General features: G+C 51.4%; 19 protein-coding genes. 8 read left to right on the forward strand and 11 right to left on the reverse strand.

The window, feature by feature from the left end; all coding sequences use genetic code 11:
* The first annotated feature begins 2 nt into the window (after positions 1-2).
* Positions 3-761: a DNA-binding transcriptional regulator YciT gene (locus tag GKC68_RS22365; protein ID WP_247104998.1), complete on the forward strand. Its 759-nt coding sequence runs from the start codon at positions 3-5 to the stop codon at positions 759-761.
* A 5-nt stretch (positions 762-766) separates the two neighbouring features.
* Here the strand turns inward: GKC68_RS22365 and GKC68_RS22370 are convergent, their stop codons facing one another.
* Positions 767-1,774, reverse strand: a complete 1,008-nt coding sequence (locus GKC68_RS22370; RefSeq protein ID WP_110982718.1) for a LacI family DNA-binding transcriptional regulator — start codon at positions 1,772-1,774, stop codon at positions 767-769.
* 312 nt (positions 1,775-2,086) lie between these two features.
* Here GKC68_RS22370 and ascF point away from each other — a divergent pair, with 312 nt between their 5' ends.
* Positions 2,087-3,535 (forward strand): PTS cellobiose/arbutin/salicin transporter subunit IIBC, encoded by a 1,449-nt coding sequence (gene ascF, locus GKC68_RS22375; RefSeq protein ID WP_089528357.1) that lies wholly within the window; start codon positions 2,087-2,089, stop codon positions 3,533-3,535.
* A gap of 29 nt (positions 3,536-3,564) precedes the next feature.
* The gene (locus GKC68_RS22380; RefSeq protein ID WP_064366768.1) at positions 3,565-4,995 is read left to right on the forward strand and encodes a 6-phospho-beta-glucosidase; all 1,431 of its coding nucleotides are present in this window, start codon (positions 3,565-3,567) and stop codon (positions 4,993-4,995) included.
* A 107-nt stretch (positions 4,996-5,102) separates the two neighbouring features.
* Here the strand turns inward: GKC68_RS22380 and GKC68_RS22385 are convergent, their stop codons facing one another.
* A complete protein-coding gene (locus GKC68_RS22385) occupies positions 5,103-6,869 on the reverse strand; it encodes a sensor domain-containing phosphodiesterase (RefSeq protein WP_110956705.1) in 1,767 nt (588 codons plus the stop codon).
* 317 nt (positions 6,870-7,186) lie between these two features.
* Between GKC68_RS22385 and GKC68_RS22390 the strand changes: the two genes are divergently transcribed.
* A complete protein-coding gene (locus tag GKC68_RS22390; protein ID WP_221612069.1) occupies positions 7,187-7,384 on the forward strand; it encodes a hypothetical protein in 198 nt (65 codons plus the stop codon).
* Positions 7,385-7,663: 279 nt separating this feature from the next.
* A complete protein-coding gene (locus GKC68_RS22395; RefSeq protein ID WP_342656942.1) occupies positions 7,664-7,903 on the forward strand; it encodes a hypothetical protein in 240 nt (79 codons plus the stop codon).
* Positions 7,904-8,150: 247 nt separating this feature from the next.
* Here GKC68_RS22395 and GKC68_RS22400 read toward each other — a convergent pair whose 3' ends face one another.
* Together GKC68_RS22400 and GKC68_RS22405 are read right to left on the reverse strand one after the other, a co-directional pair.
* On the reverse strand, positions 8,151-8,921 hold the full coding sequence (locus GKC68_RS22400) for a DeoR/GlpR family DNA-binding transcription regulator (RefSeq protein ID WP_014333036.1): 771 nt from the start codon (positions 8,919-8,921) through the stop codon (positions 8,151-8,153).
* A gap of 484 nt (positions 8,922-9,405) precedes the next feature.
* On the reverse strand, positions 9,406-10,599 hold the full coding sequence (locus GKC68_RS22405) for a diguanylate phosphodiesterase (RefSeq protein ID WP_047713472.1): 1,194 nt from the start codon (positions 10,597-10,599) through the stop codon (positions 9,406-9,408).
* A gap of 689 nt (positions 10,600-11,288) precedes the next feature.
* Here GKC68_RS22405 and GKC68_RS22410 point away from each other — a divergent pair.
* Positions 11,289-13,082, forward strand: coding sequence for an EAL domain-containing protein (locus GKC68_RS22410; RefSeq protein ID WP_342656943.1), 1,794 nt, complete (start codon positions 11,289-11,291; stop codon positions 13,080-13,082).
* A 47-nt stretch (positions 13,083-13,129) separates the two neighbouring features.
* On the opposite strand, the gene GKC68_RS22415 is transcribed toward GKC68_RS22410, so the two are convergent.
* The 5 genes from GKC68_RS22415 to GKC68_RS22435 form a co-directional block, all read right to left on the reverse strand.
* Positions 13,130-13,801 (reverse strand): hypothetical protein, encoded by a 672-nt coding sequence (locus GKC68_RS22415; RefSeq protein WP_206116350.1) that lies wholly within the window; start codon positions 13,799-13,801, stop codon positions 13,130-13,132.
* A gap of 250 nt (positions 13,802-14,051) precedes the next feature.
* Complete coding sequence (locus tag GKC68_RS22420) at positions 14,052-14,567, reverse strand: GrpB family protein (protein ID WP_206116351.1); 516 nt, start codon at positions 14,565-14,567, stop codon at positions 14,052-14,054.
* 15 nt (positions 14,568-14,582) lie between these two features.
* On the reverse strand, positions 14,583-15,455 hold the full coding sequence (rluF, locus tag GKC68_RS22425; protein ID WP_221612073.1) for a 23S rRNA pseudouridine(2604) synthase RluF: 873 nt from the start codon (positions 15,453-15,455) through the stop codon (positions 14,583-14,585).
* 208 nt (positions 15,456-15,663) lie between these two features.
* Complete coding sequence (locus GKC68_RS22430) at positions 15,664-17,640, reverse strand: autotransporter domain-containing protein (RefSeq protein WP_058706354.1); 1,977 nt, start codon at positions 17,638-17,640, stop codon at positions 15,664-15,666.
* A gap of 282 nt (positions 17,641-17,922) precedes the next feature.
* Positions 17,923-18,801, reverse strand: a complete 879-nt coding sequence (locus GKC68_RS22435) for a MurR/RpiR family transcriptional regulator (RefSeq protein WP_028722599.1) — start codon at positions 18,799-18,801, stop codon at positions 17,923-17,925.
* A 559-nt stretch (positions 18,802-19,360) separates the two neighbouring features.
* Here GKC68_RS22435 and GKC68_RS22440 point away from each other — a divergent pair.
* Together GKC68_RS22440 and GKC68_RS22445 are read left to right on the forward strand one after the other, a co-directional pair.
* Positions 19,361-21,430, forward strand: a complete 2,070-nt coding sequence (locus tag GKC68_RS22440) for a TonB-dependent siderophore receptor (RefSeq protein ID WP_342656952.1) — start codon at positions 19,361-19,363, stop codon at positions 21,428-21,430.
* A complete protein-coding gene (locus tag GKC68_RS22445; RefSeq protein WP_342656944.1) occupies positions 21,417-22,550 on the forward strand; it encodes an ABC transporter substrate-binding protein in 1,134 nt (377 codons plus the stop codon). The genes GKC68_RS22440 and GKC68_RS22445 overlap by 14 nt, the downstream gene beginning before the upstream one ends.
* A 55-nt stretch (positions 22,551-22,605) precedes the next feature.
* On the opposite strand, the gene GKC68_RS22450 is transcribed toward GKC68_RS22445, so the two are convergent.
* Together GKC68_RS22450 and GKC68_RS22455 are read right to left on the reverse strand one after the other, a co-directional pair.
* The gene (locus tag GKC68_RS22450; protein ID WP_110982711.1) at positions 22,606-23,577 is read right to left on the reverse strand and encodes an XdhC family protein; all 972 of its coding nucleotides are present in this window, start codon (positions 23,575-23,577) and stop codon (positions 22,606-22,608) included.
* A complete protein-coding gene (locus GKC68_RS22455; protein WP_319019428.1) occupies positions 23,574-24,173 on the reverse strand; it encodes a nucleotidyltransferase family protein in 600 nt (199 codons plus the stop codon). Before GKC68_RS22455 ends, GKC68_RS22450 begins: the two co-directional genes overlap by 4 nt.
* Between the last annotated feature and the right edge of the window lie 2 nt (positions 24,174-24,175).

Consider the following 24,175-nt stretch of genomic DNA (forward strand, 5'->3'; position numbering starts at 1 on the left):
TGATGAACACGCGTCAGCAGAAAATTATTGAACTGGTTAATACCCGAGGCAACGTCGCCGTCAGCGAACTGGCGGAGCTGGCCGGTGTGTCGGAGGTTACCATTCGCCAGGACCTCAACCTGCTGGAAGAAAAGCGGGTTTTACGTCGGGTTCACGGTGCGGCTCAGGCATTAGACAGCGACGACGTTGGTGTGCGAATGCATACCCGCTATAGGATAAAACTGGCGCTCGCCCGTTATGCAGCCGGGAAAATCAACGATGGCGAATCTGTATTGATCGAAGGGGGCAGCACCAACGCCCTGCTGGCACGTGAGCTGGCCAGCCGCAAAAATTTGACGTTAATCACTGTAAGCCATTATATCGGCCATCTGCTTAAAGACGCGGCCTGTGAAGTCATTATCCTGGGCGGCATGTTACAAAAGCGCAGCGAATCAATGACGGGGCCCTTAACCCGGTATTGCGTACAGCAAATGCACTTTCATAAGGCCTTTATTGGTGCAGATGGCTGGCACCCGGAAACCGGCTTCACCGGCCGGGATATGCTGCGATGTGATGTCGTGGACGCCGTACTGGCTAAAGGTGCAGAAAGCTACGTTCTGACCGACAGGTCTAAGTTCGGGCAGATCCATCCTTATCCTCTGTCTTCCGGTTTTCAGCCCGGTCACGTCATTACGGAAAAGGGGCTTTCTCAGGACGTGGTGGCCGGACTCACCGCGCAAGGCATCGAGTTAATACAGGTCGCGATCGACTCAGCACAGTAAAGGCATCAGGTGATGCCGGCAATGGAATCACGCAAAACGAGGCTGCCCTGATAGGGCGTAAACGGCGTTAATTCACCGCCATCCAGCATAAAGACCAGTCGATCAATGGTGTCATTGATCATATCGGTAACGGGAAACTTAACACTGGAGAGCGCAGGGGTGATATAAGGGGCCAGCGGAATATCATCAAAGCCAATGACCGAGACGGTTCCAGGTACAGCAATATTATTTTCTGTAAGCTGTTTGATCGCCCCGATAGCCATTTCATCATTGCTGGCGACGATAGCACTAAAGGGCTGTCCGCTCGCCAGCAATGTTTTCACCGCCAGCATCCCACTTTGCGCCGTCCATTTGCCCTGCACAATTAACTGCTGATTCGCTGCGATTCCCTGGGTTTGAAGCGCGGTTTTATAGCCCGCAAGTCGCTCCTGACTGGTCGGCGAATCCAGTGATCCCGTAATAAATGCAATATTACGATGGCCCTGTTCAATCAGGTAACTGACGGCCTTCTGGCTGGTTGCCTGCTGATCGCTGTAAATACAGAAGCTGTCATTAATTCGCAGACGACGATTAATGACCAGCACAGGCTGCTTATGCTGTGAAATAATCGCATCCAGCTCATCGATGCTGAGAAAACGCGGATAGATGATAACGCCATCGCAACGTAAATCGAGCAGAAACTGGATGGCAGCGCGCTCCTGATCAGCGGTATGTTTGCCATCGGCCAGAATCAACTGCCGATTTTGCTGCTCCATAATTCTGGCGGAGTGAGACATTAACTCACTGAAAATGTTGCCACTGTACAGTGTATTGGTTACAACCAGCCCGATGGTTTGGGTACTTTTATTTGCCAGATTACGTGCCAGCAGATTAGGTCGATAGCCTGTCTCCGCAATGGCCAGCAAAACCCGTTCCCGCTTCTCCTGCCCGACATAACCCTTACCTGACAACACCCGCGAAACTGTCGCTTTTGAGACGCCGGCGCGTTTTGCTACTTGTGAAATGGTTGTCATGTTATCGCTGCCAGAATCTTCTGAGTAAATGGAGTTTACCTAAGCCTTTCATTATTTGAAATATTTAGCCTTAATGTCGTGCCGCGTGCTTCGCCACTCAAAGTGATTATCATCACAAAAATAACATCAGTCTATTTTACACTCTTGTTTAAAAGGCGAAATCTCTTCATGATTTTGTGAAACCGGTTTCCTATTTAGCCGCACCGTGGGTCAGTTGCAAAGTAAGGCAGGCTGACTGGCGAAGTAAAACAACAACACGACGGTCAGAGCGGAAACCCGAGCGCACTTTCCTCTTCCCTACGAGATAAAATCATGCCAGGAAATTATGCAGAGATTTCACAGGCTATCGTCAGTAAGCTGGGTGGCCTGACTAATATCAGTGCGGTAACCCATTGCATGACCCGCCTGCGTTTTGTGGTGAAGGATGACCGTCTGGTTGACCTTGCCGGCCTGAAAGCCATTAACGGCATCATGGGCGTTGTTCGTACCGATACTCAGTTACAGGTGATCATTGGCAATGAGGTAGCAAAGGCGTATCAGGCCGTGCTGGCATTAGGCGAACCGCAGTCGGACAGCGCCGCGCCCGTGAAACGCAAAATGACGCTTAAAAGCGTAGGCGCCGGCATTCTGGATGCGCTGGTTGGCACTATGTCACCGCTGATTCCGGCTATTATCGGCGGTTCAATGGTCAAGCTACTGGCCATGATACTGGATATGGCTGGTGTATTTGAGAAAGGTTCATCAACCCTGATCATACTTAACGTGATAGGTGATGGTGCCTTCTTCTTTTTGCCAATTATGGTGGCTGCGTCCGCCGCGCTGAAATTTAAAACCAATATGTCACTGGCTATCGCCATTGCTGGCGTGCTGGTGCATCCCAACTTTATTGACCTCATGGCTAAAGCCGCACAGGGGCAACACGTCGACTTCGCTTTTATCCCGGTCACGGCGGTGAAGTATACGTATACGGTGATACCGGCGCTGGTGATGACCTGGATTTTGTCTCACATTGAACGCGGAGTGGATCGTATCACTCCAGCAGTGACAAAAAACTTCCTTAAGCCTATGTTGATCGTGTTGATCGCCGCGCCGATCGCCATTGTCTTGATAGGCCCGATTGGTATCTGGATCGGCAGCGGGATTTCCGCTCTGGTTTACACTATTCACGGTTATCTGGGCTGGCTTTCTGTGGCCATTATGGGTGGGCTGTGGCCGTTGCTGGTCATGACAGGTATGCATCGGGTTTTTACTCCCACCATTATCCAGACCATTGCCGAAACGGGTAAAGAAGGCATGGTGATGCCTTCTGAGATTGGTGCCAATTTATCGCTTGGCGGCTCGTCGCTGGCGGTGGCCTTTAAAACAAAAAACCGCGAATTACGTCAAACCGCGCTGGCGGCGGCGGCCTCGGCTATTGTGGCTGGCATTTCCGAGCCCGCGCTATACGGCGTGGCTGTGCGATTAAAACGCCCTTTGATTGCCAGTTTGATCAGTGGATTCATCTGCGGTGCTGTGGCTGGCATAGGCGGTCTGGCCAGCCATTCAATGGCTTCACCGGGTTTATTTACCAGCGTCCAGTTTTTTGACCCAACCAATCCCCTGTCGATTGTCTGGGTTGTCGCGGTAATGGTACTTTCCGTGGTGCTGTCGTTCATTCTTACCCTGATTCTGGGTTTTGAAGATATTCCAGAAACCACCCACCCGGCGCCATCACAACCCGGCACATCCCCTGAACAAACGAAAGCGGCTAACGCCAACTGATTATTAATGACCCTGTTAAAGAGGATTTCATGTCTGAAGCAACATTCCCTGAAGGCTTTTTATGGGGCGGTGCCTTATCCGCCAATCAGTCAGAAGGCGCTTTTCTTGAAGGCGGAAAAGGACTCACTACCGTTGACATGATCCCCATTGGTCCCACGCGTATGCCGGTAAAGCTGGGGCAGGAAAAACGCGTTGAGTTGCGCGATGACGAATTCTATCCCAGCCATACGGCGATCGATTTTTATCATCGTTATCGGGAAGATATTGCCTTGATGGCAGAAATGGGTTTCACCGTCTTTCGCACCTCAATTGCGTGGAGCCGTATCTTTCCGCGTGGCGATGAACATACGCCGAATGAACAGGGCCTGGCTTTTTATCGTGATATGTTCACCGAGTGTCGTAAACATGGCATTGAACCTTTAGTCACGCTTTGCCATTTTGACGTTCCCATGCATCTGGTTACGCAATACGGTTCGTGGCGTAATCGTAAAATGATTGCGTTTTTTGCCCGCTATGCCCGCACCTGTTTTGACGCATTTGATGGTTTAGTGAAGTACTGGCTGACCTTTAACGAAATTAACATCATGCTGCACAGCCCATTTTCGGGTGCCGGATTAGTGTTTGAACCCGGCGAAAACAGTGAGCAGGTTAAATATCAGGCAGCTCACCACGAACTGGTCGCGAGCGCCCTGGTGACAAAAATTGCGCATGAAATCAACCCTGATAATCAGGTGGGATGCATGCTGGCAGGTGGCAATTTTTATCCCTGGTCGAGCAAACCTGACGATGTCTGGGCGGCGCTACAAAAAGATCGTGAAAACCTGTTTTTCATCGATATTCAGGCGCGCGGTGCCTATCCCGCCTACGCTGCGCGCCTTTTCCGCGAAAAAGGGATTCAGATTGAAATGGCAGACGATGATGCGGATATCCTCAAGCATACCGTCGATTTCGTGTCGTTCAGCTATTATGCATCCCGATGTGCTTCGGCCGAGATGAATGACAACAACAGCAGCGCGGCAAACGTGGTGAAATCCCTCACCAACCCGCATATTCAGCGGAGTGAATGGGGCTGGGGCATCGATCCGCTTGGCCTGCGCATCACCATGAATATGATGTATGACCGTTATCAGAAACCGCTTTTCCTGGTCGAGAATGGCCTGGGCGCACGCGATGAGTTAACAGAGAAAGGCGAAATTATTGACGATTATCGTATCAGCTACCTGCGCGAACATATCCGGGCGATGGCCGATGCGATCGGGGACGGTATTCCTGTTATCGGCTATACCACATGGGGCTGTATCGATCTAATTGCCGCATCAACCGGTGAAATGAGCAAACGCTACGGGTTCGTCTATGTAGATCGTGACGATCGTGGAAAAGGCACGCTGGCCCGGCGGCGGAAAAAGTCCTTCTGGTGGTATAAAAAGGTGATAGCAAGTAACGGCAGGGATTTAGATTAATCGCACAGCGCGCTTCAGCCTCTAAAGCGACTGAAGCGCTGCTAACAGAGCGCCCTGAAGCAGGCTGTCCTGCTTTCAGGCGACAGCGACTGTCGCCTTCGGGGCATTTACTTCTGCAGCAACCAGTGTTCGATATCGCTGGCAGGGAGCGGCTTCGAAAAAAAGTAACCCTGTATCTGGTCACAACCGTATTGCTTCAGCAAACTCAACGTGGCTTCAGTTTCAACGCCTTCTGCCAGTACCGTGTAGTTCAGCTCTTTCAACATCATGATAATGCTCCGCACGATGATTCTTGACGCATGATCGCCATCCATTCGGCCAATTAAAGACATATCGACCTTAATGACATCTAGCGGTATTTCCTGCAGATAACTGATATTGCTGTAGCCCGTACCGAAGTCGTCCAGTGAAATAACAAATCCCTGAGCTTTAAGCGCCTCCAGCCCGTTAATGGCGACTTCACTCTCCGTAATGAGCTCGTTTTCCAGGCACTCAATGCCCAGTAGTGCTGTCGGCAAGGCTGCCGCCTGCATTTTACGGGCTAAGCCAGAGGCAAACTCTGGTCTGGAAAAGTCGCGTTCGCTGACGTTCACGGATATCGGGATAAGTTCAAACTCATTGTTCCATTGATTAAGCTGAATAATGACGCGATCGATAACCCAGTCAGTGAGCACAGAAATCAGGTTGGTTTTAATGGCCAGCGGTATAAAGTCGGCCGGAAACAGCTCGCCTCTCTCTGGGTGATGCCAGCGGATCAACGCTTCAAGCCCAACGGTTTTTCCCGTTTTTAAACAGACCTTTGGCTGATAGGCGAGATACAGGCCTTCATCTTTTTTTAGCGCCTGAGCCAGATCGTTCATAATCAAAAAATCTTCAGTGCGTCGCGAATCGTAAGCATGATCGAACGTCATGGCACCCATATTTTGATAGATACATTCGTGTAATGCACTGACCGCCTGGCGCACCACTTCATTCGCATCAATGTCGCGGGAAACAAACTCTGTCTCACCCGTATAAACATCAATATCAATCGTGATGTTATCCGCTAAATCTGCTTTAAGGCTGGTTAATACCTCAACGGTGCTTTGCGCGTTATAACCACCAAGATAAGGTTGTATTAACGCAAACCGGCCGGGCGCAAATGAATACAGCATGTCATCGGACTGCAGCTGAAGACGAACACCGACCAGTCCGGCAATTTGTCTTAGCAGGTTTTCTACCGGCGCAATACCAAAAGTACGGGATAACTCATAGGCCTGTGGAATATCAAGACAGTCGATGAGGATCAGGCGAAAACGACGATCGGGATTATTGACGGCCAGCTGCTGCATGTCGCGAATAAGTCGGGGCCGGTTGGGTAAAAGCGTGATCAGGTCCGTGAAGCTGGCAAGATTCCATGCATCCAGAAAAGAACTGACCAGTTTTGCCAGCGACTTTAAGGTGACCAGTTGCTCATCACTAAACGTATGAGGCTCAGTGTCGGTCACGCAAAGCGTGCCTAACACCAGCCCTTCCAGATTCGATAATGACACACCTGCATAAAACCGAATATGCGGCTCACCCTCAACAAGTGGATGAAAGGTAAAGCGGTTGTCCTGTAATGTGTCCGGCACAACGAGCTGTCCGTCACCGTCAATCACGTGACGACAAAGGGAAACTTCTCGTGCGGATTCTTTAAGATTGAAATTACGTGAAACCTTAATGTATTGATTTTTATCATCAATAATAGAAATAAAACTGCCTGAAATACCCAGTACCTGCGCGGCAAGATGAACAAATTTTTCCAGCACCTCATCCCTGGTAACATCAGGTGACAAAAGTGCTTTAACCGCTTTAAGACGATTTTCGTCATTGCCACTTTGATTATTGTGCACAACAGCCTCCCCTTGTGCGGGTGCAAAAACGCAGAAACCAATTTAGCCTAAATTTAAATATTTAGCGCCCTGTTAAAGGACGATTTATCGCAAACAAGGACTATGCGAGACTGTATAACATGACCGGAACTTTTTTCTAAGATTTTTAACGAGAAACCCCGCCGTCAGCCTCGCGTTGTCAGCTATGTTGATATCACACATGACTGCAAGCCAAAGTGAACCTATCGCGCCAATAAACGACCAGGTTATTCCGGACATATTTATCATCCACCTCATCATAAGCGCAGTTGCCAGCCTGCATCACCGTAGGCTATAACATGAAAATGCGTTCACCTGTTGCGCTACCGCTCTGTCAGCAATCTCATCAGATCGTTTTGTGTAACGCTTTTCCGCCTCATTCTCTGGGCCTGACGGGGCGGAAGCGAAAATGGCTGCTCATGCACAAGCGTAAAACGCGCTACCCTATTGCTAAAGCCAACGACACCAACCGCGATCATATGGCGATAAAGAGTTAAGATGTCGCAGGCCACCTGTCGCGTCTTTTCTGTCTGATTTATCGACGCATAAAGTCACGCCCTTCCTACTGTCCTGACGCTTTCTTCTGCACGGCTGTCAACAGGCCTTCGAAATCTGTCCTTCCCGTAGTAAGCTACGCCTTACAGCCAATATGGGTCATGTCCATTGAGCGTTGAGCAATGACGAAAGCTGACGGTAACCCGTTTGACTAAAATTAACAGATTTAAAACCCCTGCCAGATGGCTTCATTTATGGGCTGGGTGTTCAGGAACAGAAGTATGCTGACTGAAGAACAGTTAAATCACATTGTCACCCATCCCGATGACGTTTCTCATCAGGTTGTGGCAATGGCAAAAGAGTTACTGGCTTACCGCGCCGCTTTCGCGCAGCCCTATGCAGTCATAGAGCCTTTGGGGATGACCTACATCGGTGATGAAAATGCCGCTATGGTCTGGCATCCTAAACATGGTGATGATTACGATACACGTTTGTACCTTAAGCCCCTGATTGACGAGTAACACTCGCTGGCGGGAAACGGTTGCGTGACCCTGGCTCGTATCTTATCAGCCGGTTAAGCAATGTCGTGTTCTGGCGCCACCCCTGGTACCTGCTTACGCACTTATCGCCAAACCATTTACCCAGTCTCAGCCGCTCCCTCTTCTGGCCAACATGATGCCATGACCGGGGGATAATCAGTGCCGCGCGTTCCGTCACGCACTCACCCGCACCCGATTGGTCTGCAACACCGCCTTGGGCAACGGAGTGTTACACGGGTTCCGCGATCGTCAGCGCAGGGAGGGGGTTTGACAGCAACCTTTGCCGGATCTCATTATCCAGGTTGGCATCGGTGACAATATCCGTGAGCTCCTTCAAATGCACCACGTTGAACAGCGACCATGCGCCGTATTTTGAGCTGTCTGCCAGTAAAATTCGGCGCTGGGCGTTCCTGATCAGGTCCCGTTTGAGCGCGGCCTTTTCTTCTGTAGGCGACGTCACGCCCTTAACACCATCCCATCCGTTACCGCTCAGGAAGGCAATGTCCGGATGAATATTGTTGAGCAGTTTTCGCCCGTGGTCACCAATGCAGGACTGGCTGCTTTCATCAATACGGCCGCCAATAATTGTCACTTCAATCTGTTTGAACTCAGACAAAAACAGTGCGATATGGAGATCGTTGGTAATCACGCGCAGAGGCATATGGGTGATCTGCCGCGCCAGCTCAAACATGGTGGTACCGGCATCCAGTATAACCGCATCACCGGCTTTGATAAAACTGGCCGCAACGCGGGCGATCGCGTGTTTCTCAGCCAGATTGCGCGACGACTTTTCCAGCGTCGTGGGCTGAGAAGGAATAAACCGGTTCAGGGTAACGCCGCCATGCGTTCGGCTGACGACGCCTTCGTGATCGAGTTTGATCAGATCGCGTCTTATGGTCGCAGGTGACGCACCGGTCACCGTAACAAGCTGTTCAACCGTGACCAGATTGTTCCCTTTAAGATAATTCATGATAGATTCTAAGCGACTGTTTTCTTTCATGTTATTTATGCCTGGCCAGGTTTTTATTTTCCGTAATGCCGTCATGATCGCAAACTGGGCTTTTTGTGTCCAGGCAATCTCTGAAAAGATGATTAATTCAACTCATTAGTGAGTAATAACGCTTTATATGCTCCCCTCGTGCCCCCTGTTCAGACTGTTCGGATAAAATCATTTTAATTTCTCTTATCAAAAGTGGAGACATTAAATATTGTCGCGGAGCACGAGGACTCGTTATTCATGCCTTTCGCAACAGTACACCCGCACTATTGCTGGCTGCCTGACAATTAACAATGACTCGCAACAGAAGATAGCGGATCGGTAAAAATGGCAATATTCAGGCTGAATTCAAAATGCGTAGCAGGAGAGAAGGATAATGCAGGGCGGGTACGTAGAGCATAAGTGGAAGAACAGCAGCGTTCCATGCTGCCAGGAATAGATTACCGATAAACGGCCAGACTATAAGGTTATAACGGCATGAGCATCATTACATGGCGTCACGGTATTCTGGCCAGGCGACCGCATCGGACTGTCCCGAATCTGACGAGGCAAACAGACTGCCCTGAAAGTTGATCACGCCTGCAGCTTCCAGCCACATCCACTCTTCCGCTTTTACGATGCCTGCGGCAATTACCGTGATTTCTAATGCTGAACAGCATTTGATAATCGCCTGAACTACTGCCTGTTTCGGGCCACTTCGATGAACATCCGTGGTGATGCTGGAATCAATACGGATGCGATCGGGCTGAATGTGAGTCAGCAATGACAATCCCGCCGATCCCGCACCGAAGTTATCAACGGACAGGCTGATACCGGCGGCTTTAAGCTCCCTGACAGCCACGGAAAACGCTTCCAGCCGTGAAATAACTTCGGTTTCACTGACGCCAATGACCACCTGCTCTGGCACCAGACCTGAGGCGTTGATAATTGCAACAATTCTGGCCACGGCGTCCGGCACAACCACCAGCGTCATAGGAAGCAGGCTGACATACAGGGTCATTTCATCCGGACAGGCCCTGCCTGCCATCTCGAAAGCTTTAATCACGGCGTCAAGGTCGGCATCATGTAACTTTTTATCCGACCCATTGGGATCGCTGCCGCTGTAGCGCGTATCCGTAACCGCCTCAATCGCCGTCACCTGCCTGGCAAGCGGATCAACAACCGGTCGGAAGGTGATACCCGAAGGAGAGGGTTTTGCCGCGCTTGAGGCAGGCGCTTCAGGAATGAATTCCCAGTATTCCGACGGTAAAACCTCGTAGTAGTTTTCTTTTTCACGCGCTTCTACGAAGGTACGCAGGAACTGCAGCGCTCTGTCAGCATAAGTCAGCTGATATTTGGAGGTGCCTTTATCGAGAACCGCCTGAAGTACGGTTGAACGATCGTGTTCACGTAAATCGAACAACTCCATTCCTGCGTTACCGAAGCGACGGGATGGCGCGTAGTCACGCATCAGTTCTACCACGTTGTGATGTCGGCGATCGGCACAGATACGTTGGTAAATAGCAAGAACGCCCTCTTCCGGGCCTTCGAGCAACTGGAAGAAATGCGTGCCATTAAACAACAAAATGCCTGTCACTTCATGGGAAGCATTGAGTATGCTGGCATCATCCACCATTCCTGGAAGCGTCTTAACAGAAACGTCATCCGAAATGTGGCTGCGATAAATAATGGTGGTCAGCAAAGGGCAGCTCCAACGTCGTCGTGATTGTAGAAGATAGCTTATCAGTTATTGTCCAAACATGCAGGTATCGGTTCGCGGACAGGCAAAATAATTTACATTGATATGTTACGGTGACGACGCTTCATCGCGGCACGAGCCGGGTTTATCTTGTGGCGTCGCGAAGCTCATTCGTTAACATTATTAATTTAAAAATGCATATTCACCTAAAAGATCCTGACATGGCTTGTTGGTTGACTTTAACGCCTTGTTACCGTCCGCCGTTAAGATGGGATAATGCCTTGTATTGGCTGATATTGCAGATGTAACCACTGCGTGCTATCCCGTCACGCCGCGTAATGCATGGCGCATAAATGACATAAGGCCCGGCATGTATACATTAAAAAAAAAGAACAATACCTGAAATTTAATTTAAGGCTGAATGATAAAATAAAAATGAAACGCTTGATTAAAATGGCCGCACTATTATTTTTAGCAATTCAGCGCCAAAATTTTTAACTAAAAATAAAACCCAAAAAGCGGATACAATTTGCATTAAGTAAAAAGATATGGAAACTTAATAATTCCTACCTTCACTCTCCACAAGAAACAAATTAATTGCTTTTGCCTTTTATATTGATTGGGTTTTATTTCCAGCATTTGTCGTACACTCCTTTTTTGCAGTTCTATTCAGCAAACGGGCAGGAGCGGGAATGTCTATGGAATACAGCAAAAAGGAATCTCACCGCACCAGCGAAAAAAATGCACTCAGCATTTCCGATCGCGGCCGGGATGAAGGCCTGAAAAAATTTCTGCGTCTGGCCAGCCAGCTGCTGGGCACTCATGGAAGTTATCTTACCGTCCTGACCGATGAACAGCATATTGTTCGCGCCAGTTATAATATTGAGCTGCAAGATTCATCTCGCGAGCAGGCCTTGTGCCGGCACGTGGTCGAAGGCGGTGCAACGGTCGTCGTCACGGATACCTGCCGTGATGCACGTTTTGCTTATCATCCGTTAATAACGCATGCGCCTTTCATCCGCTTTTATGTCGGCACGCCGCTAAAAAACAAAAATGGCCTGATGCTGGGGACGCTGTGCGTAACGGATACAGTACCTCGCACTTTCGACAACCAGCAGAAAAATATCTTCGAATCCCTGGCAGCGTTAGTTATCGCATTCCTTGACGCCTGGCACTCCGCGGCTTTTGTCGAACCTGTTACCGGGCTGGCGAATCGCGAACGTCTTGTTCGTGATATACAACACCTTGCTAATCTGAACGACACGGCTTCTCGCCGTCTGGTGCTGATTGACTGTATCGATATGTCACGCGCGTTCGAATTATCCCGATCGTTAGGTATGGCATCGCTGGAGTCGTTGCTGAAAGATGTGGCGACACTTCTGCCTTTACGCCTTCGACCAATCAGTGGCGGCCTGCTTTATACTATTGCCACCGGGCGCTTTGCGATTTTAACCCATTCTGACAGTCACATCAGCGCGCGCTGGGTTGCCGAGCGTCTGAATGGAATTAGTGCTGATGTCGGTGATGGCCTGACGATGGCCCTGACCACCTGCGTCGGGCAAACAGATTTTGTTGCCGGTGATGCCCCCGCCTATGAGGTTCTTCGACGAGCAGTCAATGCGCTGGAATATGAGAGTGGCCAAAAGGTCTCGCCGTTTCGTCCAGAGGAATTAAGCGATTCAGGCTGTGCGACAGATTTTACCCTGATGAGCGAACTGGCAGATGCGTTACGGCGCAATCACAGTTTATATTTGGCTTTCCAACCCAAGGTATGCCTGAAAAGCGGCAAACCTGTGGGCCTTGAAGCACAGATGCGCTGGCACCATCCACTGCACGGCGAACTGCCGGCAGAAAATTTTGCCACGCTGGCTGAGGGAACAGAGCTGGACAAACAGCTCACGGCCTGGCTGGTCGACCGTGCTGTTTCCCGCCTTAAACGTCTTCGGCATCATCCTATTCAGTTACCTGTAACGATAAGTCTTCACGAACGAGATGTTGCTGACGTCGCTTTTGCAGAAAAGGTGGCGGAGAAAATGCTAAAGGCAGGGCTGCCGGTCTCACTGCTCGTCATCAAGATAGTGAAAACGGAGCATATCATCGACAGCCCGGCCGCCATGCTGGGGCTGGAAATGCTCAGACGTCTGGGATTCAGTATGTCGTGGGAGGACGTCGCTAAAGGCTATAGCAAAATACGCTACCTTCGGCAAAGCCCGCCTGTCATCATTAAGCTTGATAACGTCCTGGCAAACGCGATCAATGCAAAAATCACTTCACGTCTGATAGCGCACAGTATTTTTAGCACCCTGAAAGAGTTCAATACAATAGTCTTAGCAGATGAAACCGCCTTTCACGCCGCGACGTCTCCCCTTGCCGCTACCGCGCAAGATGATGTCGCATATGAATATTTCAACATCAAGCCCATGGGCGAAACTGAACTGGATGCCTGGCTGCACTGGAAGTTACCCGGCGAGCCCTCCGGACACTAACAGTTTACCCTTCTGAACGGAATGCGAGGAGAGGTCTGGCCGATTGTTTATTTCCTTGCCATATAACGTTTATTGTCACGCGCCTGAATGCGTGCTTCCGCGGGCGAAGGAAAAATATAATTATACAGGTCACGATACAGGCTCAAATGCCTGGTCACGCCTTCACGAATAGTCTTTGTCATATCATTCACTAAAAAGTCACAGGTAGTCTGGAAACTTCCCATTTTAAAAAAAGCTTTATCAAAAACCGTGACTGTTCCTTCCCATTTCATCAGGTACTCATCTCGCGTAGCATCATGGCTGGCGATAAACAGACCTTTATGGGATTTAACACCGTGGTTGCCTACATAAGTCACCGGAGAGTCATAACCGCGCTTGCTGCGCCAGCGGCAAAATTCATAAGGAACATCATAATGTGGCAAAATAAAATCAGGGCAGCGAAAGTGCGCGTCGCTTAATAAGCCATCGAGCGTGACAGAAAAATGCAAAAAATCCTGCATGAAATCGAACTGCCGCGTTTTAGTATATTCAACATGGATGTTGAAATTACCGGATAATACGTACCAGTAATTTGTAAATCCATTGACCAGAATACAAAAAACCTGCCAGTCACTGAGACGACGATCCCCCGCTAACCCTCTGAAACGACTGATCATCAACCTTGATTTTGGATGCTGATACGCTTTAAGTAACGGATCATTCATACCTTTCAGTAACATCAGGCCCACTCCTTAGTAATTTGGCTTATCCTGCCATGTCGTTTTCATCCTGAAAAGGTGGCGTCTTCTGATTATGCAGCCTGAGGCACTGGCCTGACGCTTTCTCGCACGCATCGGCTGCTTTATTTCGTCGTTTCAGGCACTTTCGGCAAACACCAGTTCGCGCTTGCTGCTGAGTGAAAAAGTGCAGATGGCAGAAACACAATTTCAGAAAAGTTGCGGGTAATAGAAAGCGAGGCGGTGGAAGAAATCAGAAGGGAAAGAGCGCCAGTGCGCGCTGCTGGTGAAACTGAATAAAATCATGTTTTAATGCGCAATAGACCTTCATATCGCCCTGGCTGGCACGTTGTGCGGCGTATTTGACCGCAGCATATTCATGGCGAATCGCGGGAAAGTTTCGCAAATAATCCCTGAACGCCAGGTGGCGTACGATATGCGGACTCCCCGGGAGGAAAGCGTGAATCTGGTGGGTTCGCGCCTGAACACCTTTAGTAAAATAGCGTCTTCCCGGAATACCGTTTTCTCCGCGCGGTTGATAGCCTGCCTGTATTAGCCCTGACTCTGCTGTTGGTGCATCAGGATTCATCACTTCTGCCAAAATATCGATAACAGGTTTGGCTGATAACCCTTCTACAGCCGTACTGCCAATGTGGTGGATAGCCACAAGATGCTCGCCCAATGCCGCCGCGATAACGGCAGCTTCAGTAGAAAAGTGATCCGCCCATTCAGGCCGGTATTCACAGATAATCAAAGGGCAACAACTCATTGAGGCGCATCCGCTCTAGCGCCCTTTTTTCTTACGACCGGGCTGGGTAAACCGCTTGCGTGAGGCCGGTTTATCCTCTGACTTTTCGCCCTGTTTAACGGCATTTTTTGCCGGTTTCTTTGCCGCCGGACTCTTCTGGGGTGTTTTCTTCGCTGGCTTGTCCTCGGAAGAGGAATTTTCGAGTAACTTAAACAGTTCAACCCGTTCATCATCCGTGAGATCACGCCATTCGCCTAAAGGGATCCCTTTAAGAGGGACGTTCATGATGCGCGTGCGTTCAAGCTTGGTCACTTCATAGCCAAAGTGTTTGCACATGCGTCGGATTTGCCGGTTAAGCCCCTGAACCAGCGTAATACGAAACACGTAAGGCGCTTCTTTCTTTACTTTGCATTTCTTGGTTACCGTACCCAACATGGGAACACCTGACGCCATGCCCGCGATGAATTCGTCGGTAACAGGCTTATCGACGGTCACCACATATTCCTTTTCGTGGTTGTTGCCCGCACGCAAAATTTTATTGACCAGATCGCCATGGTTGGTCAGAAAAATTAAGCCCTGAGAATCTTTATCAAGCCGACCAATAGGGAAAACGCGCTTGCTGTGATTGACAAAATCACTGATGTTATCGCGCTCGCCTTCTTCCATCGTGGTAATAATGCCGGTTGGCTTGTTCAGCGCAATCAGCACCAAATCATCTTCATCACGTGGCTCAATTAACTGTCCATTCACTTTTACGACATCGCCTGCAAAGACCTGGGCACCTACCGCCGCGCGTTTGCCATTGATGAAAACGTTGCCTTGTTCGATAAAGCGATCGGCATCGCGGCGGGAGCATATTCCGCTCTCACTGATGTATTTATTGAGCCGTGTAGATGATTGGGTCAGCATGGTTCCTCCAAAAACGCGCACTATACCTTACCGAAACCCGCTTGCGAAGCGGGATCCGTCAAACTTTCTCAGCCGTTCACCCTCCCTCAGCAAGGTAACGATTTATCTTGTGGCAGTGACATCAGGACACAGGCCGAGGTATCCGGCAGTCCAGCGCTCGGGTTCACGGGCAAGGAAACTTTTATCGCGTCCCTGCGATAACAACCTCTTAAAAACGAGCGCTCAGGCCCAGGTTCCATGTGACATCGTGGTAATCACGGGCACCCACCACCGTTGAAACAGCGGCAAAAGCGGTCACCGTCTCGCCCAATGGCACATTGGCGCCAACGGCCATATCCACCCAGTCTTTATCCTGGCCTGCGCTGGTGCGCCGGAAGGTGGTTCGGGTTGATTTTAACCCCGCGCTCACGGCTGAGTCGGTGTCGCCAAACTGGTGGTTATAGCTGACCTGTGCCCAGGGGTTTATCCATAATCCTTTGGTGTCGATACGCCAGCCCGCTGCACCAATCTGTGCGTGCCGCGTTTGATCGGAGAAACGCATGGCGCTGCTGCTGTCGCCCCGTTCCTGATAAGCATTTGCCTGCACGTAGTCCAGTGCATAGCTGGCTACCGGACCGGTGGTGATGACCTCGCCTAGGGGTAAATCCCAGCCTGTCTGGACGCGCAGCCCCATCAGTTTACCCCCGCTGCTTCCCTGCTCCGTTCGCGTTGCAGGTCCAAGTGTTATCCGCCGTTCTATTGCGTCGTAATCCAGATCCGCATAGTGGACGTCGGCGTTGAGCCAGAGCCTGTCCATCAGCTGCAGCTGGCTCCAGAGCGCAACCATATTGCCACGCAATCGGTAATCATACCGATCTGAGGGATGCTGGCGTTGACTTGCGGTCGACAGCAACGCACCGGCCTGCCAGCTCTCGCTCAGTTGATAACCGATGCCCACAGAGAGGTTGGCGGTATCGGTGTCGCCATCATTGAAAACATCATTTTTATTGCGTGCATGCTGACCGGCATAACCGCCAAATACTGTGAACTGACCGGCCTCAATGGGTTGCTTACGCTGCTGCTGAAGATGACCATCCAGAGTGTTGTGCATGTCATGCAGCATGGCGAGTGGGGCCTGCGTCAGCACCGCAACCTGCGCGGGTGCATCCAGAATCGACTGAATGTAGTCGGCAATGATGGCATGTACCGCCGGACTGGGATGAAGGCGATCGGCGAACAGATAATTTTGCTGGGACGAAAAACCTGCTGTTGATGAGGTACAGTCAACGGAGGAGGTTCCGGGCGGACAGGCCATGCCTGCGGTATTACTCAATCCATAAACCGCGGGGTTGTCGATGACTTCACTAAAGAGCCCATTAATATCAACCCGGACGATATTACCCTGGGTATTTGCCAGCGCGTTTTCCTCCAGCTGATTGTACCGCGCCGTCAAGGCTGCCGCCTGAGCGCTCAGCTGTTGCCAGGCGGCGAATAACTGCTGCGCGAGCAGATCGCGAACCGCAGGAACACCGGAGAGTTGTCCGGCTGCCTGATTGAACGCAGCCTGAATAGCCTGCTGTCTGGCGGCACTGTTGGGCGTTGCGGCAGCATCCAGTGACTGAAAGGCAGCAGATACGGCTGCGGCACTAAACGGCTGAAGAATCGCCTCGATCAGCGCGGGCGTGGCACCTACGTTAGGGACTGTCGGCACAATCACGGTGCCTGCGCCAGCATTAAGCAGCGCTTTCACCTGACTGACGGCCGCACCGGCACTGTTGTCAATGAGGGTGGTGGCCAGCGGAGGAAGCGCAACGGCTGCGGCCAGGTCGTTACCGCCTATCCAGTGAATATATAATCCGTTGGGATCGGCGTGACCGTTGGTCGATGCGAGGTAACGCGCCACCTGATCCTGAGTATTAAACTGCGAATTAATAGCGGGTACGGCAACAGCCCCGCCTGCCGCGTAGTTGCTGCCGCCCTGGGAAGAAGGCTGGAGCGTAAGCCCTGCCTGCCGCGCAAGGATTTCGTCATACAGCGGATTGGTTGCAGAATTATAGGTAAACCGCCCCACATTTCCGGTATCGCTCAGACTGTCACCAAATACGGTAAGACTGTCCCATGCCATGGCCTGCAGCGATGTTGTCAGGGCACTGACCGTGGCCAGCGCCACTAAGGATACAGGAAACCACACACGCGCTCTCTTCATCATTTGCTCCGCTCAGGGATGTAACAAGGATGGATAAATCGAAGAACAGCAAAAAACATCACGGCTCAGTAATAGCCGTTGAGAGTGAAAGGCTCCAGGTGAAAGCTGGGGTGCGCTCGCAAAAACGAAAACTTTTTTTAAAATTCCGAAAAGTGCCAGCCGCACCTGAGCCCGGAGCGCGAAAAACGTGCCTGGCGAGGCCAGAACGGAGGCAATGCCGTCGACCCTGGCGACCGTGGCAAGGTCTCATCAGTCAGGACGGTGTGACACCCAACCAAGGCGCTATTTTTTAGCCGCAGGCTTAAGCCCACGGTAAAGGTCCTGCAGTCTTTTCATGGTTTTCACGGTGCGGTCAGGCAGGGAGGAGGCAACCGACAAAATCATCATCTCCAGGCAAACCATTACGGTGCCATGGAGCGGAATTCGCCCCTTCTCTCCACCGCGTGGAACGTTGATTACCACATCCGCTTCGCGGGCAAAAAAGGAGTCAGTGGCATTCGTGAGTAAAATAATGGGCACGCCGAGTCTTTTGGCTTCACGCACCACGGTGCTTCCCTCACGGTGGGCAGACTTCTGCGCCATCATGATCAGCACATCGCCGCGCTGCAAGGCCAGCATTTGCTCCGCCAGCGCTATCCCTGCCCGGTTAAGTGAAAATGACGCCAGGCCAATTCGGTTTAACAGGCGGGCGCTGTAGTCCGCAAGGATGCCTGAGGCATTGATGCCAAAAATGGCAACCTGACGGGCTTCGATCATCAATCCGGTAGCCTCGGCCAGCGCCTGACGGTTTTGCTCAGAGGATAAAACATGGCAGGCATGAAGATGCCCTTGCAAAACAAAGTCTATGGACGAGGTGACATCACGCGTCACGTCGTTGACTGTGGTTGTCATCTTCTCCTCTGACGACATGCCAGGGCCGAACCAGGCCTGCAGCACTTTTTTCAGATCGCGTAAGCCCGAAAACCCCAGCGCCTGGATAGCGCGGATAACGGTGGCGTCAGAGGTATGATTGGCGTCAGCAATATCCATCGCCGTGCTGTCAAGCACCGTTTCCCGGTTGCTATTGATGTAATGCGCCACAGCCAGAAGGCGTGGAGAGAGTTGATGCTCACGTGACCGGATACGCTCACCCACGATATCAACGCGGCCTTTAGTCTGCATTCCGATGATCGTCCGCCTTATCATTTTCACTGTTAAACATGTGATGGTATTCCCGCATGTATTGATCCTGAAGCGTCGTGAGTGCCGGAAACATGCACGCACAAAGCCCCAATGAGCTGCATAAAGGATAATGTTTCTCATTTCCCGCCCGCAGATAATGGCCCTGCACAATGTAGTCAGCAAGCAATTTTATCGCCAACAGGATTCTCCTCCAGGGACAGCTCACGCGTTTACTCGCCCAGAATGAATTAAAAAAACGATAAAATTCAAAACATAATGTCATTCACGCATCGCTTCTTCTGCATCTCGGGTAACATTTCAGGATGTAGTGAAAGCCCTCTCATTTCTGTTTACTACTACATCAGTCGATGGTTGAATGATTATCAATTACAAAAAGCGAGGCCGGGCAGATGCGGTTATCTGCCCGTCGCTGAATAAACACACGCCATACACAGGGTTATTTCCTTTATTTCTGTCATTGATGATCAGCGAAAAAATAATGAAAAAACGTTCCAACGAGATTAAAAACCTGGGGATCCAGCAGGCAGTCATGCTGGCGATGTGTTCTGGCGCGCTGCTTGCCTCGGGTAATGGCCTGGCGGCGGTCAGCGATAATACGGTGACGGTAACCAGTGACGCAGAGCGTCAGGATGGCTACACCACGCCCACCAGCAGCGTGGCCAGCAAAGCCCCGGTGGCGCGTCTGGATGAGGCACAGTCTATCAGTACCGTGACACAACAACAGCTTGATGACTACCAGGCCAGCAGCCTGAGTGATGCAATGCGTTTTGTCAGTGGCGTGTCTGAAGCAAACACCCTGGCAGGCACGGAAGATGGTTTTGTGCGGCGTGGTTTTGGAAGTAATTCTGATGGGTCTGTTTATCGCGACGGCATCCGCAGCAGCCAGGGACTCAATCTGGATGCCACCACGGAACGCGTCGAGGTGCTAAAGGGTTCGGCTTCGTTACTCTACGGTATTCAGAATCCCGGCGGGATCATCAACGTGATCAGCAAAAAGCCGCAATATTCCTGGCACTCAGCGGTCAGTGGCCGCTACTCGAGCGAAGGCGGCGGTGCCGGTACGCTGGATGTTACAGGCCCACTGGGCAACGGCATTGCCTTCAGGCTCATCGCGGAAAAACAACGCCAGGATTACTGGCGTAATTTTGGCAGTGATGAACACGCGCTGCTGGCTCCCTCTCTTCAGTGGTATGGTGAGAAGGCCAGCCTGTTAATCAGTTACAGCGATTATCGTTATGATATTCCCTACGATCGCGGCACCGCGTTTATCAACGGCTCACCTCTCTCACTGCCCTACAAACAGCGGCTGGACGACAAAGCCAATCATGCCTGGGGACGCAATCAGGCACTTAACGCCCATTATGACTGGCAGTTCAACGACAGCTGGAGCACGCGCCTGACGTTTGGCTGGAATCAGCGCCGTTATGACAATAATGAAGTGCGGGTAACGGCCATTGATCCTGCCAGCGGCGTTGTCACCCGGCGCGCGGATGCCAATCGCGGCTTTAATCATAAAACCAAGTACGTTTCCTGGGATGTTCTGGGCAATCCGGAACTTTTTGGCATGACGCATGCGCTGGTGTTTGGCACCGATTATGAAATGAACCAAACCTATCGGGCGCATCAGTATCAGGGCAGGAATGACAGACGTTTCAACTATTTCAATCCGGTTTATGACATGCTGTCTCCCGTCACCAGCAGCACGACAGAGAATACGGCAAATGCCAATAACCTAAACCGTATCCACAGCCGCTCGGTTTATGTCAAAGACAGTATTTCGCTGACATCCGACTGGATCGCCGTTGTGGGCGGGCGTTACCAACATTATGAGCAACGGGCTTCAAAAGGTTTCAACCCGGTGGTTCAGACACTGGATGATGAAGGGAATAAATTCCTGCCACAGGCCGGGCTGATTTATAAAATCACGCCAGATATTTCGCTCTACACCAGCATAAGTAAATCCTTTACCCCGTCAACCGATGTTGATGATGCGGGCAATGTGAGTCAACCCGAACAGGGCACGACATGGGAAGCAGGGAGTAAATGGCAAATTACCCCTCGCCTTTTCGCCTCTGTCGCCTTCTACAACATTGATGAAAGACAGATGTCGCTGAGCATCAACGGCACCAGCCGCCCCATTAACAAGGCGCGGTCTCAAGGGGTTGAGCTTGAGGTTAATGGAGAAGTGGCACCCGACTGGGACATCAGCGCCAATTACAGTTATGACAATGCCGAAATCGTCGATGACAAAATTAATCCGGCCAACAACGGCCATCGCCTACAAAATGCACCTGAACATGCCGGGGCGCTTTACCTGAGCCATAACCTGGTGATAAGCGGTTTACCCGGTGATTTCCGTGTTGGCGGTGGCGCACGCTATGTTGGCAGTCGCGCCGGCGATCCGGATAACAGCTTCTCTTTGCCGGATTACGTTGTTGCTGACGGCTTTATTGCCTGGAACAATCAGCTACTGGGTAAAAAAACGCAGTTAAGACTGAATCTTAATAACCTGTTTAACAAACACTACTACACGTCGAGCGGCGGTAACCTGCGTGTACGTGAAGGTGAAACCCGTAACCTGATGGTGCAAGCCCGTGTTGAATTCTGATCCCTGCAAAACAATCTGCCGGCTCCTACTGCTGCTGTCCCTGACAATCAGCAGCGTCGCCTGGGGCAAGACGATTACTGACATTAACGGCGATCGGGTTGATATTCCCGCTCGTCCTCAGCGTATTGTCCTTGGCGAAAGCAGAATGTTGTACACCTTCGCCATGCTGGAACCCGGCAATCCGTTCAAAAGGCTGGTCGGCTGGCCACAGGATCTGAAGAAGTATGACCGGCAGACATGGAATATTTTCGCGCACAAATTTCCAGAGATGCTCAACATACCATCGTTAGGTTTTGATGGAATAAATGATATTAATCCTGAACAGGTGATTGCGTTAAAACCGGACGTGGTGATCCTGCCCGAGCTCGCCCGCAGCAATGATGCCGGGCAACGGCTGGAAAAGGTGTTGAAAGCGGCGAACATTCCCGTGGTGAAAATCGATTTGCGGGTACATTTACTGCAAAACACCACGCGGAGTGTTGCCATCCTTGGGGATGTACTGGATCAGCCACAGCGTGCATCGGCGTTCAACCAGTTTTATCAGCAACATATGCAGGTTATTCAGCAGCGCCTTGCCCGTTATCAAGACCCTAAACCTACCGTGCTGTTACAGCTCCATCTGGGCCGCCGCAATGAATGTTGCGTCACCGCCGTGAATGGCAGCCTCGGTGAGGTGCTGTCGCTGGCGGGGGGAGATAACATTGCCGGTAAAACCCTGGCTGGCGTTTTTGGCCGACTGGATGAAGAAGCCGTGATTGTCGCGCATCCGGATTTTTATTTTGCGACAGGTAGCGGAGACAGTGGCGATTCATCGGATCTGAACATCGGCCCCGCCGTCAGTCCGGCTGAAACACGCGCGTCCCTGATCCAACTGACTGCGCAACAAAATGGCCTTAAGCAGCTTCGGGCCCTTCATAACGGTCATGCTGCCGCACTGTGGCACAACTTTTATCTCAGCCCGTGGCACGTTGCGGCAGCAGAATTTTTTGCTAAAACCCTGTATCCGGATCGGTTTAAAGACCTTGACCCGGAACACACCCTGCAGCAGATATTCACCTCGTTCCTGCCTGTCCCCTATTCAGGAACCTACTTTTATTCGCTGGAGAAAGCATCGCCTTAAAGCGCGGTCAGGCGGCAGACTGAACATCGCGCCGCCAGAACCGGCTGGCATAATATCAGTGTTGGTTTTTAACCCTTACGATATCGGCCATCACTGATAACGCTATCTCCGCAGGCGTTTTACTGCCAATGGCCAAACCTATCGGTGCCTGAATCCTGGCCAGCTCATCCTCAACCAATCCGGCTATCGCCGTTAAGCGTGCCTTCCGCTTAGCGCTGTTTTTTACCGAGCCCATGATGCCGATGTAAAAAGCGTGCGTATTGACCGCTTCCATCATGGTTAACTCATCAATACGGGGATCGTGTGTTAACGACACAATGGCAACAGCAGCATGGGCACCGTTTAACTCCAGCCAGCGCGCAGGATGCTGTGGCACAATCGTCACGTTGTCTTCACCCGAAAAATGACGCTCCAGTTCACTTAACATTGCCGAACGATGCTCACAGACGCGCACATGAAAACCCAGAAGCTGCCCAAGACGAATGCATTCAAACGCAACTGTAGAATACCCGGCCACCAATAGTTCAGGAATCGCGCCGACGGGCAACACGATGTCGGGGTCCTGATAGCTGAGTACGGGTAACGCGGCGGACGTTGCAACCCTCTCCCACGATGCGCGCTCGCCCACCGTCAACTTTTTGATCATCCGGGTTTGGCCGATAAGCGCCTGATGCATTGCACTTAACAACGCGCCGCTGAGCATGTCAGGAAGCAGATACTCCACCAGCACGTCCAGACGACCGCCACAAGGCAACTGCACCCGGGTTTGCCGTCCGCCATCACCATATCGGACAACCTGACTGCTTATCCGGTAATGTCCTTCCGCCAGACGTGCCAGGAAATCTTCTTCAATGCAGCCGCCAGAAAGCGAGCCACAGCAATCACCGCAGGCGTTAATCGCCATCATTGTCCCCGGTGCGCGTGGGGACGAACCCCAGGTGCGAAGCACGGTGCACAGCCAAATCGCCTGTCCCGCCTGATGCCAGTTCAAGGCCGTTTCGATAACCCGCTGATCCAGCGTAATCATGAGCTGCTCCTTACTCGCAGTAAGTCTTCCGGGTAGTCAATATCCTCCAGGCAGCCCCAATCGCTGAGCGGCACATAGCGGATTTGCTGGTTTAACAGTAAATGTTGTGCACCCGTATCGCCTGAGAGCTGTTGCAGCGCGGGAAAAAATGTTCGCTGGAAGCCAACCGGATGGCCTGGCTGTCCTTTGACCCACGGTCGCACAAGCGGTGAAGCATGCAACGCCTGCTCCACCGCCTGATAGCTGTCAGTCGTGACGAAAGGCATATCACCGAGCGCGATAATGACGGCATCATAGTCCAGGCAGGCGCTGACGCCTGCTGCTATGGAATCTCCCAGCCCCTGGCTGTCACAGAAAACAGCACGCACGTTGTCCAGCAGCACATGAATAGCCTTATCTTCCGGGCGCGTCACAACAATGATATCCATACCGCTTGCCCTTGCCTGTTCCAGCGAATGCCGGAGGACGGCTTTATCCTGCAGTACCGCCAGCAGTTTATGCTGGCCGTTTGCCTGTCGAAACCGGCGGCTCATCCCCGCCGCCGTGAGCACAATCGCCGTCTTCACATCCGCCTTCCCGGCAACCTCGCTGCCCATAT

Origin of the sequence: Pantoea sp. RSPAM1, assembly GCF_038816185.1 — a bacterium.
GTDB classification, from domain to species: Bacteria; Pseudomonadota; Gammaproteobacteria; order Enterobacterales; family Enterobacteriaceae; genus Pantoea; species Pantoea ananatis.